The sequence below is a fragment of the Sporosarcina pasteurii genome, from assembly GCF_041295575.1.
In the GTDB taxonomy this organism is placed as follows: domain Bacteria; phylum Bacillota; class Bacilli; order Bacillales_A; family Planococcaceae; genus Sporosarcina; species Sporosarcina pasteurii.
In genome coordinates this window covers 1,272,453-1,287,769 of the sequence record NZ_CP160452.1, presented here as the reverse complement: position 1 = coordinate 1,287,769, position 15,317 = coordinate 1,272,453, and the positions used below count along the sequence as shown (strand labels likewise).

Below are 15,317 nucleotides of genomic sequence, written 5' to 3'. Positions count from 1 at the left end.
AAAAATTGAATTACGGATACATGCGCCCAATCGTTCAAGACCCGCTTATGCAAAAACAATTATTATCTATTGAAATTAATCAATTATTTACGGAATCTCATGCCTTTGCAAAAAAAAGAACTGAACTCGAAAACCTATTCATGTCAATCCAAAAAGGCGATAAACTGTTTGTCCAAAACATTGAAACACTCGCGGACTCATTACATCATTTCTTAGATATTTTACGACTTGCAAAACGTGATGAAATTACAATCCATTTCCTTGATGAACAAATCACGAATCAGTACATCACAGAAGGCTCTATCCTTACATGGGCTGAATTTTTCACCGAATTACAATCAGCTTTTTTAAGTCATACGTCTACATTCGCGATTCAAGCAGCAAAACAGCGCGGAAAAACAATCGGGCGACCGAGAAAATCAGACGATAACTTGAATAGAGCTTTTGCTATGTATCACAGCAAACAATATACACTTCATCAAATTAAAGAAGAAACAGGCATCAGCAAATCAACACTTTATCGATATTTAGATTCAAAAAGATAACACTTGAAATAAAAAACTCTTGGAGCCGGCCTTTCCAGTGTTCATAAGCTATTCTGCACGAACTTTCACTTCAAAAATGGACGGCTCCATTTTATTTTTTATTACCGTTTCATTAAACATGGCTACTATTTCCTTCCTCACTTCATCAGAAGCTTCGGTATTGGTTAATAAAACCTCAATACGAATATCTTCTTTGGAATACACCATACCTTGCATAATATGTTCATACCCTTGTTCGCTTATTTTTTTACTCACCTGATCAAAAAATCCCCCATCTTCGATTAAAGATTCCTCAAACACCTTGAGTTGCCTTTCTTCCGATAAAAAAACTGATGTATGTCTCGTCACCATACTTTTAAAATCGTCGACGTTTGACAGGATAGGAAATAAAGCAAGTACCACGACCAATAACGCAATTATCGTCAAACATCCTTTTTTCATAAACATCCCTTCACCTCTTCATATCTTTTTATAAAGATATGAAAAGGCAATGGTTCTTAATTACAATCATAAATAATTGTTTTCCTGTATTCTAAAAGAAATCCCCCATCTATCGGAGTTGAACGATAAACGGGGGGATTGTTTTCAAGGCTTATAACTTTTACTCGTTAAATACGTAGCATTAATCCATGAAGTAATTGGAATGATGATCGCGATGCCGATACTAGCGCACAAGATTGTAACAATTTCGGCGACAAATATTTTTGAATTAACAATTTCACCAATGGAGTACGATAAATCTTTAAACAATAGGATAAGCGCTAAATAACCGCCAATAAAAGCAAAAAATAACGTATTCGTATCCGTTCCTAAAATATCTCGGCCTATGCGCATGCCCGATGTAAACAAATCTTTCCGACTCATGTTCGGATTATGAACTTTCAATTCACGCATCGGTGAGGAGATAGCGATTGCAACGTCTGTAATGGCTCCAACTGTACTGATGATGACAATGGAGACACTAATTTTCACAAAATCGATGCCAATTAACAACGAAAACGGTGCTAACTCGACAATTTCTTCTTCGCCAAACCCTTGGATCATCGCAGAACTCGTGATGAAATAAATGAACAAAAATAAAACTATGAGCGTGACAATCGTTGAAACGAACGCCATTTTCGTCTTACCGTTCACTTCATTAACATAAAATAGATTGACACAAACGATGCTGATACAAGCCATCAACGTTAATATAATGGGATTTGTATTTGGATCCATCATAAAGAAAACCATCACTAAAATAACCCCGAAATTGATAAACAAAGAAATAAAAGATTTAACCCCTTTTTTACCACCAACAAGCACCATCAATCCAAATAAAATCATTGCCAATACAACTAAAACATTCATAAGCGTGCCCTCTTTCGATTAACGAAAAGTATCGCCGTATAAAGTCCAATTGGTATCGTGAGTACGATGCCAATCCCTCCTGCTAATGCTCTCGCTAGTTCTAAGGAAAGATTCATGGACAACGTAAATCCTAACGGTGCGGCATTTTTCAAATATAAAATTAACATGGGAAGCGAACCACTTATATAAACAAAAAACAAAATACTTGTCATCGTTCCCATAACGTCCTTCCCAATTTCCATCCCCGATTTTTGTAATGCTTTTGAAGTGACATCTGGATTTTTCTCGTATATTTCAAAGATTGAAGCGGACATCGTAATCGCAATGTCCATCACTGCACCAAGTGAACCGACAAACAAACCCGCCATGAAGACCATTTGGTACGGTCTCGAAATAAACTGCATTTCTTCATAACGAAGTCCATTTTCCGCGGTAATCCAAATGACAAAATATGTAATTAAAAGCGAAGCGAATGTACCGATTAATGTGGCGATAATCGCAGCATACGTTTTTTCATTAATACCGTTGACAAGAAACAAAGAAATAACAGTGAATAAAATAGCGGTCACACCACATATCACCACTAAACTAATCGATGAATTATTTACGTATACGTCTAATGCGAAAGATAATAATGCCGCATTGATGATTAAACTGATGACAGAAAATAGCCCCTGCCTCTTACCAACAATGAGTAATGTAAAAATGAAAACCCAACAAATGATAACGAGATACTTGTCCCGTTTCACGTCTTTAATCGTCCCGCTCAGCATATCGTTATTTGACGTACTTTTATCGAGTAATATAAATAATTCATTGCCTACCTTATATTTTTGATCATACGCACCCGAATATGAATATTCATTGATCAGTTCAATTCGCTGTCCTTTTTCCTTCCCATTTCTCATCTCAGCCACGAGATGTTGAGTAAATAGCTTATCTATATTATTTCTAAAATCAGTTACTTGCCTCTCATCGATTATCTCCGCCCCTACTACTTTGGCAATTGGGCGATCGTAAAATGAGGCGTTGTTAAAGACAAATATAAATGAAGCGATACAAACAATCGCTAATCCAACATACAATATGAACTGTTTATATTGATTCTGAAATAATTTCAAAGGACCCCCTCCAAAATTTAGCTAGCATTGTAAACCAAACATTTTTCCTCCTGATAATGGGGTTAGACTATCAATTAATAGGCAAACCGTCAAGAATTCCCATTTTATTATTTCATCCATGTGGTTGTGATACAATCATGTCGACTTATCATTATTTTGTAGGAGGAGATTTGTATGTGGACATGTCCCAGTTGTGAACGTAGTTTCAAAAGGAAAAACCAGCCACATTCTTGTATAGCTGTTCATTCTGTTGACGATTATATTGATCAATTCCCTGAAACGGGACAAGCACGACTTCAAGAGCTTAGGACACTAATTCGTCAAGCGGCACCCAATGCAATGGAGAAAATCAGTTGGAATATGCCGACTTACGTACAGAACGGCAATATTGTTCACTTTGCAATGCAACAAAAACATATCGGGTTACATGTCGGGGTGGCGGCGGTTAAGGCGTTTGAAGACGAACTTGCAAACTTTAATTATGCAAAAGGAACGATTCACCTTCCGCATGCACAACCTTTACCGAAAGAACTTATTCAGAAAATCGTTCACTTCAATATTGACCTTAAATTAAATCAATAATTTCTAAATGAGTGAATACTCAATCACTTTATGTCATGATAAACTACAGTAAGGGGTGTGAATAATGAATACGTTCATTGAAACAAAAGGAGAAATTTCACAAGAAAATGAAGTTTTCATGGCAAATTGTATGGTTACAATCCCGCGTACGACGATGTCTGTATATAGCTATGTGGTAGATGGGGTGCTAATTGATACAGGATCGCAGTCACTTAGAAATGAATTCAGCATTTTCTTTGAAATATGTGATTTTGACCAGGTTGTATTGACTCATTTCCATGAGGATCATACGGGCAACGCCGCATTAATTCAACAACAGTATAAGGTACCTATTTATATCCATCCAATGTCAACGCACTTAACTGAACAACCACTACGTATCCCAGTTTACAGGAAACAAATTTGGGGAGATGTCGAGCCATTTACATCACAGCAGCTTGGCAAAACATTTCAATCACGAAATGACACATGGGAAGTCATTGAAACACCGGGACATGCAAAAGACCATGTCGCTTTTTACAATCAATCAAAAGGGATATTATTCACCGGCGATTTATTTATTACGCCAAAAGTAAAACTCGTCCTAGTAGACGAGAACATTCTTTCAACACTCGATTCATTAAAAAAAGTCCTAACCTACGACTTTGAACAAATGTACTGTTCTCACGCTGGCCTTGTTAAGAATCCCAAAGCGATGATTCAATTAAAAATCGATTATATAGAAGAGGTGGAAGGTAAAGCATTAGCTCTAGCGAAAGAAGGGAAAGATGTTTACGAAGTAACCGCCGAACTTTTCCCCAAAAACTACCCTTTAATCGCAGCTTCCAACTCAGAATGGTCGGCCGTTCATATGGTACGTGCTTTTTTAAATAGAGGTTAATGATGACAGGTTTCCAAATCACCATGAAAGTTTAAAACAGTTTGTTGGTTTAAACTTTCATGATGATTAAATTCCCACACTAATTGGGATACTAAGTTAAGTATATAAATAGAGGAGGCTAAACAGTTGAAACGTCATTATTTCATAGGCATTCCCATCCCGACGCAAGTTGCGAAGATTGCCGAAGAGTTTCAGAAAGAATATTCCTTACATAAAACTTATAAAGTGTTAACTCATGAAGAGGATTTGCATGTGACATTGCTTTATTTAGGTGCAGTTGAAGAGCAGCAACTTCCTGCTGTGAAAAATCAGCTAGCTGAGATAGCCAAAAAGACAGCTTCTCTTTCATTATCCATAAATGGCTTATCTTATTTCGGGGCAAAAAACGGGCCTAGAGTAGTCTATTTAGCTGTTAGCGATAATCATTCACTGACCAAATTACAGCGAGAGATTAATGCAACTATCCCCTCTTTGTTAGGGATGCCAAAAACGGATCGGTTCGTCCCGCATGTCACAATCGCCAAAAAGCGGAAAACGCAGGAAAGTCAAATCATTGAAAAACAACCGTTCAATCCAATAGATATCTCCGTCCCCTCTTTTTCATTATTTACAATTCATCCAGAAAAATCGCCAAAATACGAAGCCATTGCAACGTTTACGCTGCGTTGACGATTAACCCAATGAAAGCGGCTATCACTTTCACAATTCAACGGCATTAAACGTGTCACCTCCTTTAATCGTGCCGTTTTTTAATCCTTTCGTAAACCACCGCTTTCTTTGCTCGGATGTTCCGTGGGTAAAACTGTCAGGTACGACGACGCCTCGTGTTTGAAGTTGTATCGCATCATCCCCAACTGCGCTGGCTGCATTCAACGCTTCCTCAATATCCCCTTCTTCCAATACATTCATATTTTGTTCATGGTGGGCCCATACCCCAGCAAAATAATCTGCTTGTAATTCCAATCGGACTGAAACTTGGTTGAACTCCTTTTCACTTAACCTAGAACGTAGCGCGTTCACTTCCGCATTCGTACCTAATAAAGTTTGCACATGATGTCCGACCTCATGCGCAATGACATACGCTATCGCAAAATCTCCCGGTGCTTGAAAACGGTTTTGAAGTTCTTTAAAAAAACTTAAATCGATATAGAGTTTACGGTCTCCCGGACAATAAAATGGACCTACAGCTGAAGTAGCTGACCCGCAAGCGGACTGGACACTGTCCGTAAATAAAACCATTTTTGGATTTTCATAAACCAATCCTTGTTCGTGAAATATGTTAGACCAAACCTCCTCAGTATCCGCTAGAACAACTGAAACAAACTCAGCAAGTTCCTTTTCTTCCGCTGTTTCCACATAGGGAGTTGGATTCTCTTCTGTTTCAATTTGCGACATATTTAAAACATCACCAAGGTTCCCTCCGCCTAAAAAGGTAAACAACAAAACAATAATAAGTCCGCCGATGCCACCGCCAATTGCGAGTCCACCTTTTCTTTTCCCTCTTTGATCTTCGACGTTCGCGCTTTTTCTTCTACCTTTCCATTCCACTGAATTTCCTCCTTCAAACGATCAGGTAAATATTTATTTCCTATCGTTGGTATACCCAATTCCCAATAGAACTCACCCATTTATAAAAGAACATGTAAATTTTAAATGATTAATAAGTATTGAGCGCCTCCTAACTTAGGTGAATAAAATTACTCAACAATGGAACGCTAAGTTTCCAAAGGAGGAAAATACAATGAAAAGTAAAAACTTTACCGATACAAATATTGAAGAAGTAAAAAAACTAAATGCCAATTCAGGATTATCCTTTAATGAAGTGCTCGCAGAAATTGCTCGAACGGGCGGAAAAGGTACTGCCATTTATAGTGATACGAATCCGGAACAAGTTAGAAAAGCGAATCGTCCAACTACTGATTAATTCCACCTAAAAAGAACGCAAAAAGCCCAAGTTCCAGTTTTGGAACTTGGGCGATAATCATCATTGAATAAAGCGTTTTAAAAAAGCCTCAATTTTCTTTTTGTAATCATCTTTAGCCAACACAAACGCTTCGCCGTGATTAGCACCTGGCACAAGAAGTAAATCCGCGTCACTCGCAGTCGCTCGGACAAGATGTCTCGTCATTTCAGTCGGTACGAAGGTGTCGCTTTCTCCGTGTATATACAATATTGGAACAGGCGTCTTTTTAACTGCATTTAACGCATTCGCTTCTTTAAATGAGTAGCCTGCCCTAATTTTTGTTAACGCGCTCGTGCTATCCAATAAAGGAAAGGCTGGTAAATGAAACATTCTTCTCATTTGATAGGAGAATAATTGATAGACAGATTGATATGGGCTATCCGCAATAATGGCTTGCACTTGAATTGGGAGTTCTTCCTCACCGCTTGCCATTAGCACCGTCGCCGCGCCCATTGATAACCCATGGTAGACCACTTTCGTTTCATCACCAAGTTTATTAACGAGTAAATTTGTCCAATCAATTAAGTCCAGTCGATCTGGCCAACCGAAACCATAATAATCCCCTTCACTTTTACCATGCCCACGCGCATTTGGCATAAAAATGTTATAACCTAATTCTTTATAATAATACTGTCCATATAAACCCATCTGCTTTGCGTGCCCTAAATAGCCATGTGTTAATATAACTAATTTATCAGTTGGCTCGGCAGCAGGTAAATAATAACCAGACAATTTCAATCCATCACGTGATGTCATTGTCACCGTTTCAAATTCTTGTGCATTTACCCAATCTATCCAGTCACCATTTAAAAATTGATTCATTGCTTCATCCGACACTTCTAAGTCCGCATTATTTTGCAAAAACTCTTTCGGACCACGTTTCACTGCCAAGCCGTAAAAAAAGAAACTACCGATAATTTGGCTCCCGATGAAAACAATTGCAAAAAGAATAAGTACTCTTCTCCAGTTCATTCGAAACATACTCATTCTCCTTTAACATAATAGACTCTATAACTATTATAGTAGAAAAAGAGTTGAAAATGAATGAGTTACAACGTTTACATGATTTTACCACCCATTCGCTAGCGAATAAATTATATATGCTTGGACAAAGTACATAGGAGGAGGTGAACGGCATTGAATAAAAACAACAAAACAACAATGAACGTACGTACACATAATCCTTTTGATATTTATAAAGAGAATCAAAACAGCAACAGCAATAATCAAAGTAAAAATGAAGAATTCGGTACGGATTTTAATAGCAAGCAGAAAAATAGGAACGATTCACCTAACAAAAGAAGTAGTAACCAAAACAAATAGCATATGCCGATTTTGTCATTTAAGCTTTGAATCCACCTGAATGAATAGGAAAAGGCGGTGAAATCAGTGCCTAAAAAACCTAACCATAACAAAGGAAAGAAATCGATGAGCGTTACACCACAAGGCTATGGCGATACGGAATTTGCAGAGGAACCTAAAACGAAATTAGAAGAAGCTGCAAAGAAGAAAAACACAAAATAAAATAAGGTAACACAAAGATACCCACCTAAATAAATTGGAGGGCATCTTTGTGTCATTGAATTCTATGTTGCATCCTAGCAATCATTCGATTAAAAGCATTTCTAAGAATTGTCATTCTGCCTTCGATAAATGGCTGCCAGATTCCGAGTACGGGTTTATTCGATAGTAGTAACACAATTCCCGCGGAGATGATTGCAAGCCCGACAACATCGATGAAATGATTCACTTGGAACATGTCTTTTTGACGGAAATATTGAATGAAAAATCCGTGGAGTAAATAAACGTATAATGTTCGCGTACCTAAAGGGGTTAGCAAACTATTCTTTTGTGGGATCCATGCTAAAATACTCATTGCCATCATCGTCGATGTAACGTAAACAAGTAATCGTGCAAGTCCCCCATACGCTGGCATATCTAAATCCCCATAAGATTTCGAAGCTAGTAACCATCCCGAGTTTAAATCTGGTGCGAAATAAATTGCTACGGCCACCACAAATAATACGATAAGTGATGCAATTTTCACACGTTTTTGTTTTAGCCACATGACTTGTTCTTTCGTACACCAATAACCAAAAAGGAAAAACGGGAAAAAGACGAAAGTTCGTGACAAACTATACGTATGCCCAATTTCGCCAAAATAACCGACGACTAATCCAACTAACACCGCAAGCGACACACTTAGTATTGCGGGTAACTTTTTAAACCAAGCTAATAATATATGCCAACTAAATAAACTGAATAAAAACCAAAGTGACCATTGGGGATAAAAGATCCCTTGCCAACCACTCTTTCCTAGCAGAATATAATAACCCGTGTAAAGCAATTGAAAAATTAGATAAGGCACTAATAATTTCTTTGCCAAATTAATAATATATGTTCGATTCCCTGATCCTTTTGCAAAAAAGCCGGCTAGAAAAATAAAGGCTGGCATGTGAAATGTATAAATCCACATATATAAGGTATTCATACCGGCCCCTTCAGTAAAAGGCTGAATCATATGACCAAAGACAACTAAGAAAATTAATACTAATTTCGCATTGTCAAAATATGCGTTTCGCTTCAAACTCATCACCCTTATAATTATGTCTACACTCAGTATATTTGTTATTTACCCTCATTTAAACAGATAAAACGGTATTTTGTATGATTTAATACAGATGTAATAACTGTAAACGAAATGATAAATTATGACGAAGCATGTAATACATAATAGATGAACGGTGATTTAAAAACTTTGATTGAAGTAAGCAAAATAATACGAGCTCAATCATCTAACGTGCTAATATACAATTATCGGTACATATTAGATAGTAGGAGGTTTTTAAAATGGCATATATTTTACAGGTTGATTTCAAACACGAAGGACCTTTTGGCGAAGAAATGGTTGCAGCATTCTCAGATCTTGCAAAAAGCATTAACGAGGAAAAAGGTTTGATTTGGAAAATTTGGACTGAGAACGAGGAAACAAAAGAGGCTGGTGGCATCTATCTATTCGAAATGAAAGAAGATGCAGAAATTTACTTAGACATGCATACAAAACGATTAGAGAGCTTTGGCGTTACAAACGTGAATGCAAAAATCTTTAAAGCGAATGACGCATTGACTGCAATTAATCACGGCAAACTTAAATAAAACATAAAAATGAATCCATGGACATGGCATAAGGACTATCTTATACCTGTACATGGATTTATAATAAATGGCTTCCCTTTCTGCGTTAATATTTCCAATAAATCCATCTACCCTCATGGAATTCCCTTGTACACTCCCCCGTTGACCTTAAATATTCCAAGTGCGCCAACGTTTCGCCAATTGCAAAACGAGTTTCATGGATGGTTAATTCCCATTGAAATAACCGTTTGTATACTTCGTTCACAGTAGATTTCTCGGATAGCGCTGCCAATGTCTCGTTTAATCGATCATCGTGATGCTTTTTAATTTCTTCAATTCGATGATTTGCACCGTAAAAAGGTTTTCCATGTGAAGGAATCACAAAATCAGCATCCAACAGTTTCACTTTATCTAATGAAGCAAGATAGGATTTTAACGGGTTACTATCGCCATGAAACCAATAAGAAATATTTGGTGTAATTCTTGGTAAAATATGATCTGCAGAAAAAAGCACTTGATGTTCAGCATTATAAAAACAAACCATTCCGTCGGCGTGTCCGGGTGTAAAAATCACTTCGTACGCATAGTTACCAATCGGCACTTTTTCCCCTTCAATGAAATAATGGCTAATCATAGGCGCTGGTGTGACAAGCGGTTTGAAGTCAGCCGTGTTTTGCACCATTTTTCTTGCTGTTTTCGGAGAAATGCCCGAAGCCGTATACCAGCCTTCTATTTCATTTATAAATTCATCTGTCCATGCCTTGCGACCATTTTCCGCGTCAATTTTAGACATCGAAACACGCGCACCCGTTTTCTTTTGAAGTGCACCCGCATGTCCATAATGATCTGGATGGTAATGTGTAATGTACAATTCCGCAATGTTTTTATCCTGAATGATGTCGTCCCATAGATTTGATGTTTCCTTATTATTTAACCCCGTGTCAATAATGGTCCAGCCATTCTCCCCTTCAGCCATAAAACAGTTGACATGATTTAATCGAAATGGCAAGTCAACTCGAATTGATGCGATCCCCAATTTCTCTAACATGAAACTCCCCCCTATTCTGTATTTATCATACATGAATCCCGAGTTTTATGTGAAGTCTAATTTGCGAATATAGTTGGATTTGAAGGCCAATTTCTCCAACAATTTAATCCCCTTCGAGACTAAGATCGTTTAGGTTTTATTTTATTCAGTATGGTATTATTAGAAAGAAATTCCTTGAAGAACTAAACAGCTCAATGGAACATTATTTTTTCTTAGTGGACATGCAGTAAATGAACAATTTCAGGAGGTTTATGAATGAATAATAATGATGTGTTAATTAGATTGAGATATGCGCTTGATTTAAAAAATGCGGAAATGGTGGAAGTTTTTAAGTTGGGTGACTGTGAAGTAGCCATTCAAGATATCCCACTACTTCTAGCAAAGGAAGATGAAGAATATCTCGAGTGTACAAATGCAATGCTCGATTCTTTTTTAAATGGACTAATTATCTTCAAGAGAGGTAGACAGGAACCACAACCGGGACAACCAAAAAGGCCTCCACTCCCTGTCTTAAATGACGATAATGTAAATAACATCATCCTAAAGAAATTAAGAATCGCGCTCACATTAACAAGCGATGATATCATTGAAATATTGGATGATGCTGGCGTCAGAATTTCCAAGAGTGAATTGAGTGCTGTATTGAGAAGAGAAGACCACCGCAATTATAATGTATGTGGTGATCGCTACGTGAGAAATTTCTTAAAAGGATTAGCGATGAAATATAGAGGATGACATAAAGGTGCCAGATACAAGACGCTGGCACCTTTATCTTTATGTCACGACTTCGATTGTTGCTTCAATTTCAATCCCTTCCAAAGCTTGAGTTGCAAGACGGTCCGCTTCCTTATTAGCATTTCGATTGACTAAATAATAGTCTGGGTAAATACTCAATTCTTCCATTTTCGCCTCGATTTTATCTGCCCAATCAGACAAATCCTTCTCAATTGCTGGCCACTCTTCAGTTAAATGGTTTATGACGACACGAGAATCACCAATTATCCTAACCGGTAAGTGATGAACATTGAGATATGCCAATTCTTGCACGGCCATGTATAGCGCTGCATATTCGGCTTCGTTATTGGACTTTAAATGCTCAACAAAAGCATTCTTTCTAAGTCTGTATGACTTTCCATTTTGGTCATAATAAATGACACACCCCAAACCTGCTGAATTCGTTGGTCTATCGTATCCGCCGTCGAAATAAACAATAATATTATGGGGTTCTGTCTCGATTCCTTTCAAATAGCCTTTCATTTCTTTAATCGTCCACTTGCTATCAAACTGATCAACAAACACTACACTTTTCGTCCGTCCAGTCCTCACCAAATCTTCAGCAATTCCTACTGCTTGTGATGCTTCTATCTCTTCGGAGTGAAATGTAATTTCTGCGCTTTTTGATTTACTGTAAATCCACTCAATTCGAACTTTCATTGCAACTCCTCCTGCGAGTCAATTAAATTTATTTCTATAATATATAGTTTACCTAAAACATAAGGATTATATCATTTACGCAAGCATTTAAATGACCGTTACAAATATCCTTCCATTAAACATGTCTGAAAATGTTTAGATCCTATACGGTAAGTAAATAATTCACATGAGTCAATAAGCTATAGGAGGAAAATCGTGATACATACAATCGGATTTACAGATGAAAATGAACTTCTTTTTGATTTTCCTTTAAGTGAAATTCATACACAGAACTTTCTATGGTATTGGGTTGATTTTGACAGGCCTACCGGAGAAGAAATCAATTTATTACATTCTTTTTTTCAGTTTCATCCGCTAGCAATCGAGGATTGTTTGCAACGCCTGCAACGGCCAAAATTGAACTACTATGAAGACTACACTTTTTTTGTGCTTCATTCGATTAGCCAAGAAGATTTGGAAGCTGAGGAAGTTAACATGTTTTTTGGCACCAATTACGTCGTAACCTTTCACTTTCATGAACCTCAAGAATTGAAAGATGCAAAAGAGCGCATTATTCAAAATCCAACGAAATGGGAAGAAGGACATGTTTTTACCGCCTATCAAATTATCGATAAAATCGTGGATAGTTACTTCCCGATTCTTTATAAAATCGAAGATCATTTAAATGATATCGAAGAAAAACTTTCTCCGTCTACGGTTCACCTATCAATGGATTTTGTCTTTGATGTGCGTAGCGACTTACTTAGACTTAGAAGAACGATTATTCCGATGCGCGAACTGTTATACCGTATGTTGAATTCAGAAGTACTGTCTTTTTCAATCACTGAACGCGCTTATTTTAGCGACATACATGACCATTTGCTACGTCTTGTGGAAATCTTGGAATTAAATCGAGATTTGACCTCTGATATTCGAGATAGTCAACTTTCCATTAATTCCAACCAAATGAACCGGATTATGATGATGCTGACCATCATCTCATCAGTTTTCATTCCACTCACTTTTATTGCTGGTGTTTACGGTATGAACTTTGAACATATGCCCGAACTTCGATGGCGCTACAGTTATCTTGCTGTTATGGCCATGATGATTTTTATTGGCATTGCGATGCTATTGTGGTTCAAACATAGGGGATGGCTGCGAATATTCAAATCATAAATTTATATCACTCCCTATCCACGTCAGCTTTGACCTTGCCAGAATTGTAGACATTCATGCTGGAAAAAATTCAATTCCCTTATGGCTTCCTAGGGAAAATAGCAGATCGATTGTTTTGGGAGTAATAAATGCTATTGCATAAAAGGAGTTACAATAATGACCAATCAAAACGAAAAAATGATTACCTATTTCAAAAAGTTAGACCGCAGCTTTTTCATGGATTCGCTTAAGGAATTTGCCCATATGGACGAAGCGGTTCCAATTGGACATGAACAAACGATTTCCCAGCCTTCACTTGTGCTCAATATGACACTCTCACTCGATTTGCAGCCTCATTCAAAAGTGTTAGAACTTGGAACGGGTTCAGGTTATCAAACTGCCCTTCTTGCGGCTTTTTCTGAATCAGTTTATACAATAGAACGAATTAAACCTTTATATGAACAGGCCAAAGAAAGGCTAAAAGAGATTGGGTTTTCAAACATTCATTTTAAATTTGATGACGGAAGCATGGGATGGATTGAACATGCGCCTTATGATCGTATCATGGTAACTGCTGCCACTAGTGAAATTCCACGTGAATTATTAGAGCAGCTAGCCCTTAGTGGGAAAATGATTATTCCAGTAGGGACGCCTGTTCTTCAGAAACTGTTACTCATAGAAAAAGATGAATATGGGAAGATTTATCAAGAAGTGTTGGACCATGTAAGGTTTGTTCCGTTGAAAGGAAAATATGAATAAGTATTGGAAATACGAAACGCACAACCAAGAAGGTTATGCGTTTCTTTTCTATAATGAAAACTAAAAATCATTTACTATTTTTCAGATATTTTGAGCACCACGGTATTTATCTGTAATTACACGATAATTTTCATGATGAATATGTTGCCATTCAGTCTTTTTGTAAGCTACATTTTTTAATCCATCGTTTAATTGGTTAATGTTAAACGGCCTATAAAATTGTTTCTCTGCCCACATCCGTATTGATGAGTACTCTGGATGCTCGGGATCGTGATAAATCTTTAAAAACTCTTCATAACCAGGCGGACCGCCAACATCTTCCGGAGGCGCAGTACCTTCCCCATCAAGTACTGTCGGATATCCGAAATAATAATCTTCCACAACTTCTTCAAGTACAATTCGAATCCTCCAGTCATCCCCGAAGTCATACGTATAAATCAATCCGCCATCTATTTCAATATATTGATCGATTTTAATATGGGTTGGTGACTTAACTTTTTTTCCAACATACTTTCTTCCCTTGTATTCTTCCAACAACATCATATTGTTCGTAATGAAATTATCCTCTATATCCACGCTAAAGGAATGGTATGGTTCGAAATAACTTTGAAAATTTGTAACGAATTGAACGGTTTGATGCAACCGGTGAAATGTAGCGCCCGCTGGTAAAATAACGCGTCGCCAAACAAGCGGTGTAATATTTTCGAATGACATCTTGACAATATAAGCTTTCAAAAGTTCCTCCTACTTTCAGATTTATTCTCAAATCGATGCGTTTAACGAAGCATTAAAAAAACCCGCCTAATACGTACAGACGGGTTATTTTTTATAAGCCGAAATAGAATTAAAGACCATTACACATTATTGAATTCATCTATGTTGATCGATTAAGATTGGGTTACCATCTGGATCTTCCATTGTAAAACTTGCCGGCCCTTCGCTTGATTCATCTGCCTCCATCAACATTTGAATGCCTTCAGCCTTTAGCTGCTTTTGAAGGTCTCGAATATCTGTAAATGAATCGAGATTCTCCGCGTTTTCGTTCCAACCGGGATTAAATGTTAACATGTTTTTTTCAAACATTCCTTGGAAAAGGCCAATGATGCAATTTTCATTTTTCATAATGAGCCAATTTTGAGTAATATCCCCACCCAATGTTTCAAATCCCAGTTTTTCATAGAAGGATTTTGATTTGTAAATGTTTTTAACACTTAGACTTATTGAGAAAGCACCTAGTTTCATATTTCCTCCTTTTCAACATTTATTCACTAAATTTTCAGCATAAATTAATTATACACCACTGAAGTAATCATGCACCTTTGAGTTGATAACTACAGATAAATGACCACTCAAATTTATATCT

The 15,317-nt window shown here is 37.2% G+C and carries 21 protein-coding genes; 11 read left to right on the top strand and 10 right to left on the bottom strand.

The window, feature by feature from the left end; genetic code table 11:
* Positions 1-5: 5 nt before the first annotated feature.
* Positions 6-545: a recombinase family protein gene (locus tag AB1H92_RS05850; protein ID WP_115361569.1), complete on the top strand. Its 540-nt coding sequence runs from the start codon at positions 6-8 to the stop codon at positions 543-545.
* Between the two features lie 48 nt (positions 546-593).
* Here AB1H92_RS05850 and AB1H92_RS05845 read toward each other — a convergent pair whose 3' ends face one another.
* From AB1H92_RS05845 to AB1H92_RS05835, 3 genes are all read right to left on the bottom strand, one after another.
* Positions 594-992, bottom strand: a complete 399-nt coding sequence (locus tag AB1H92_RS05845; RefSeq protein WP_115361571.1) for a hypothetical protein — start codon at positions 990-992, stop codon at positions 594-596.
* A gap of 138 nt (positions 993-1,130) precedes the next feature.
* Complete coding sequence (locus AB1H92_RS05840) at positions 1,131-1,895, bottom strand: YibE/F family protein (protein ID WP_115361573.1); 765 nt, start codon at positions 1,893-1,895, stop codon at positions 1,131-1,133.
* A complete protein-coding gene (locus AB1H92_RS05835; protein ID WP_115361575.1) occupies positions 1,892-3,016 on the bottom strand; it encodes a YibE/F family protein in 1,125 nt (374 codons plus the stop codon). The genes AB1H92_RS05840 and AB1H92_RS05835 overlap by 4 nt, the downstream gene beginning before the upstream one ends.
* A gap of 174 nt (positions 3,017-3,190) precedes the next feature.
* On the opposite strand from AB1H92_RS05835, the gene AB1H92_RS05830 reads away from it, so the two are divergent.
* From AB1H92_RS05830 to thpR, 3 genes are all read left to right on the top strand, one after another.
* On the top strand, positions 3,191-3,598 hold the full coding sequence (locus AB1H92_RS05830) for an iron chaperone (RefSeq protein WP_115361577.1): 408 nt from the start codon (positions 3,191-3,193) through the stop codon (positions 3,596-3,598).
* 64 nt (positions 3,599-3,662) lie between these two features.
* The gene (locus tag AB1H92_RS05825; RefSeq protein ID WP_115361579.1) at positions 3,663-4,478 is read left to right on the top strand and encodes an MBL fold metallo-hydrolase; all 816 of its coding nucleotides are present in this window, start codon (positions 3,663-3,665) and stop codon (positions 4,476-4,478) included.
* 126 nt (positions 4,479-4,604) lie between these two features.
* Positions 4,605-5,147 (top strand): RNA 2',3'-cyclic phosphodiesterase, encoded by a 543-nt coding sequence (gene thpR / locus AB1H92_RS05820; protein ID WP_166739483.1) that lies wholly within the window; start codon positions 4,605-4,607, stop codon positions 5,145-5,147.
* Positions 5,148-5,177: 30 nt separating this feature from the next.
* Here the strand turns inward: thpR and AB1H92_RS05815 are convergent, their stop codons facing one another.
* On the bottom strand, positions 5,178-6,026 hold the full coding sequence (locus AB1H92_RS05815; protein ID WP_115361583.1) for a neutral zinc metallopeptidase: 849 nt from the start codon (positions 6,024-6,026) through the stop codon (positions 5,178-5,180).
* 193 nt (positions 6,027-6,219) lie between these two features.
* On the opposite strand from AB1H92_RS05815, the gene AB1H92_RS05810 reads away from it, so the two are divergent.
* A complete protein-coding gene (locus tag AB1H92_RS05810) occupies positions 6,220-6,402 on the top strand; it encodes a gamma-type small acid-soluble spore protein (RefSeq protein WP_115361585.1) in 183 nt (60 codons plus the stop codon).
* Between the two features lie 60 nt (positions 6,403-6,462).
* On the opposite strand, the gene AB1H92_RS05805 is transcribed toward AB1H92_RS05810, so the two are convergent.
* The gene (locus tag AB1H92_RS05805; RefSeq protein ID WP_243835730.1) at positions 6,463-7,422 is read right to left on the bottom strand and encodes an alpha/beta hydrolase; all 960 of its coding nucleotides are present in this window, start codon (positions 7,420-7,422) and stop codon (positions 6,463-6,465) included.
* Between the two features lie 156 nt (positions 7,423-7,578).
* Between AB1H92_RS05805 and AB1H92_RS05800 the strand changes: the two genes are divergently transcribed.
* The gene (locus tag AB1H92_RS05800; RefSeq protein WP_115361589.1) at positions 7,579-7,764 is read left to right on the top strand and encodes a hypothetical protein; all 186 of its coding nucleotides are present in this window, start codon (positions 7,579-7,581) and stop codon (positions 7,762-7,764) included.
* A gap of 66 nt (positions 7,765-7,830) precedes the next feature.
* Positions 7,831-7,965, top strand: a complete 135-nt coding sequence (gene sspL / locus AB1H92_RS05795; protein WP_115361591.1) for a small, acid-soluble spore protein L — start codon at positions 7,831-7,833, stop codon at positions 7,963-7,965.
* A 52-nt stretch (positions 7,966-8,017) separates the two neighbouring features.
* Here sspL and AB1H92_RS05790 read toward each other — a convergent pair whose 3' ends face one another.
* Positions 8,018-9,028: an acyltransferase family protein gene (locus AB1H92_RS05790; RefSeq protein WP_115361593.1), complete on the bottom strand. Its 1,011-nt coding sequence runs from the start codon at positions 9,026-9,028 to the stop codon at positions 8,018-8,020.
* Between the two features lie 263 nt (positions 9,029-9,291).
* Here AB1H92_RS05790 and AB1H92_RS05785 point away from each other — a divergent pair, with 263 nt between their 5' ends.
* On the top strand, positions 9,292-9,597 hold the full coding sequence (locus tag AB1H92_RS05785; protein ID WP_115361595.1) for a monooxygenase: 306 nt from the start codon (positions 9,292-9,294) through the stop codon (positions 9,595-9,597).
* Between the two features lie 85 nt (positions 9,598-9,682).
* Here AB1H92_RS05785 and AB1H92_RS05780 read toward each other — a convergent pair whose 3' ends face one another.
* Positions 9,683-10,624 (bottom strand): MBL fold metallo-hydrolase, encoded by a 942-nt coding sequence (locus AB1H92_RS05780; RefSeq protein ID WP_115361597.1) that lies wholly within the window; start codon positions 10,622-10,624, stop codon positions 9,683-9,685.
* 255 nt (positions 10,625-10,879) lie between these two features.
* Here AB1H92_RS05780 and AB1H92_RS05775 point away from each other — a divergent pair, with 255 nt between their 5' ends.
* On the top strand, positions 10,880-11,359 hold the full coding sequence (locus AB1H92_RS05775; RefSeq protein WP_115361599.1) for a DUF1456 family protein: 480 nt from the start codon (positions 10,880-10,882) through the stop codon (positions 11,357-11,359).
* Positions 11,360-11,398: 39 nt separating this feature from the next.
* Here AB1H92_RS05775 and AB1H92_RS05770 read toward each other — a convergent pair whose 3' ends face one another.
* Positions 11,399-12,058 (bottom strand): reverse transcriptase-like protein, encoded by a 660-nt coding sequence (locus tag AB1H92_RS05770; RefSeq protein ID WP_115361601.1) that lies wholly within the window; start codon positions 12,056-12,058, stop codon positions 11,399-11,401.
* 195 nt (positions 12,059-12,253) lie between these two features.
* Here AB1H92_RS05770 and corA point away from each other — a divergent pair, with 195 nt between their 5' ends.
* Positions 12,254-13,216 carry a magnesium/cobalt transporter CorA gene (corA, locus tag AB1H92_RS05765; RefSeq protein WP_115361603.1) on the top strand — a complete coding sequence of 321 codons (963 nt, stop codon included), beginning with the start codon at positions 12,254-12,256 and terminating at the stop codon, positions 13,214-13,216.
* A 156-nt stretch (positions 13,217-13,372) separates the two neighbouring features.
* The gene (locus tag AB1H92_RS05760; RefSeq protein ID WP_115361605.1) at positions 13,373-13,954 is read left to right on the top strand and encodes a protein-L-isoaspartate(D-aspartate) O-methyltransferase; all 582 of its coding nucleotides are present in this window, start codon (positions 13,373-13,375) and stop codon (positions 13,952-13,954) included.
* Between the two features lie 81 nt (positions 13,955-14,035).
* Here AB1H92_RS05760 and AB1H92_RS05755 read toward each other — a convergent pair whose 3' ends face one another.
* On the bottom strand, positions 14,036-14,689 hold the full coding sequence (locus tag AB1H92_RS05755; RefSeq protein WP_115361607.1) for a plasmid pRiA4b ORF-3 family protein: 654 nt from the start codon (positions 14,687-14,689) through the stop codon (positions 14,036-14,038).
* Between the two features lie 135 nt (positions 14,690-14,824).
* Positions 14,825-15,196 (bottom strand): VOC family protein, encoded by a 372-nt coding sequence (locus AB1H92_RS05750; protein ID WP_115361609.1) that lies wholly within the window; start codon positions 15,194-15,196, stop codon positions 14,825-14,827.
* Between the last annotated feature and the right edge of the window lie 121 nt (positions 15,197-15,317).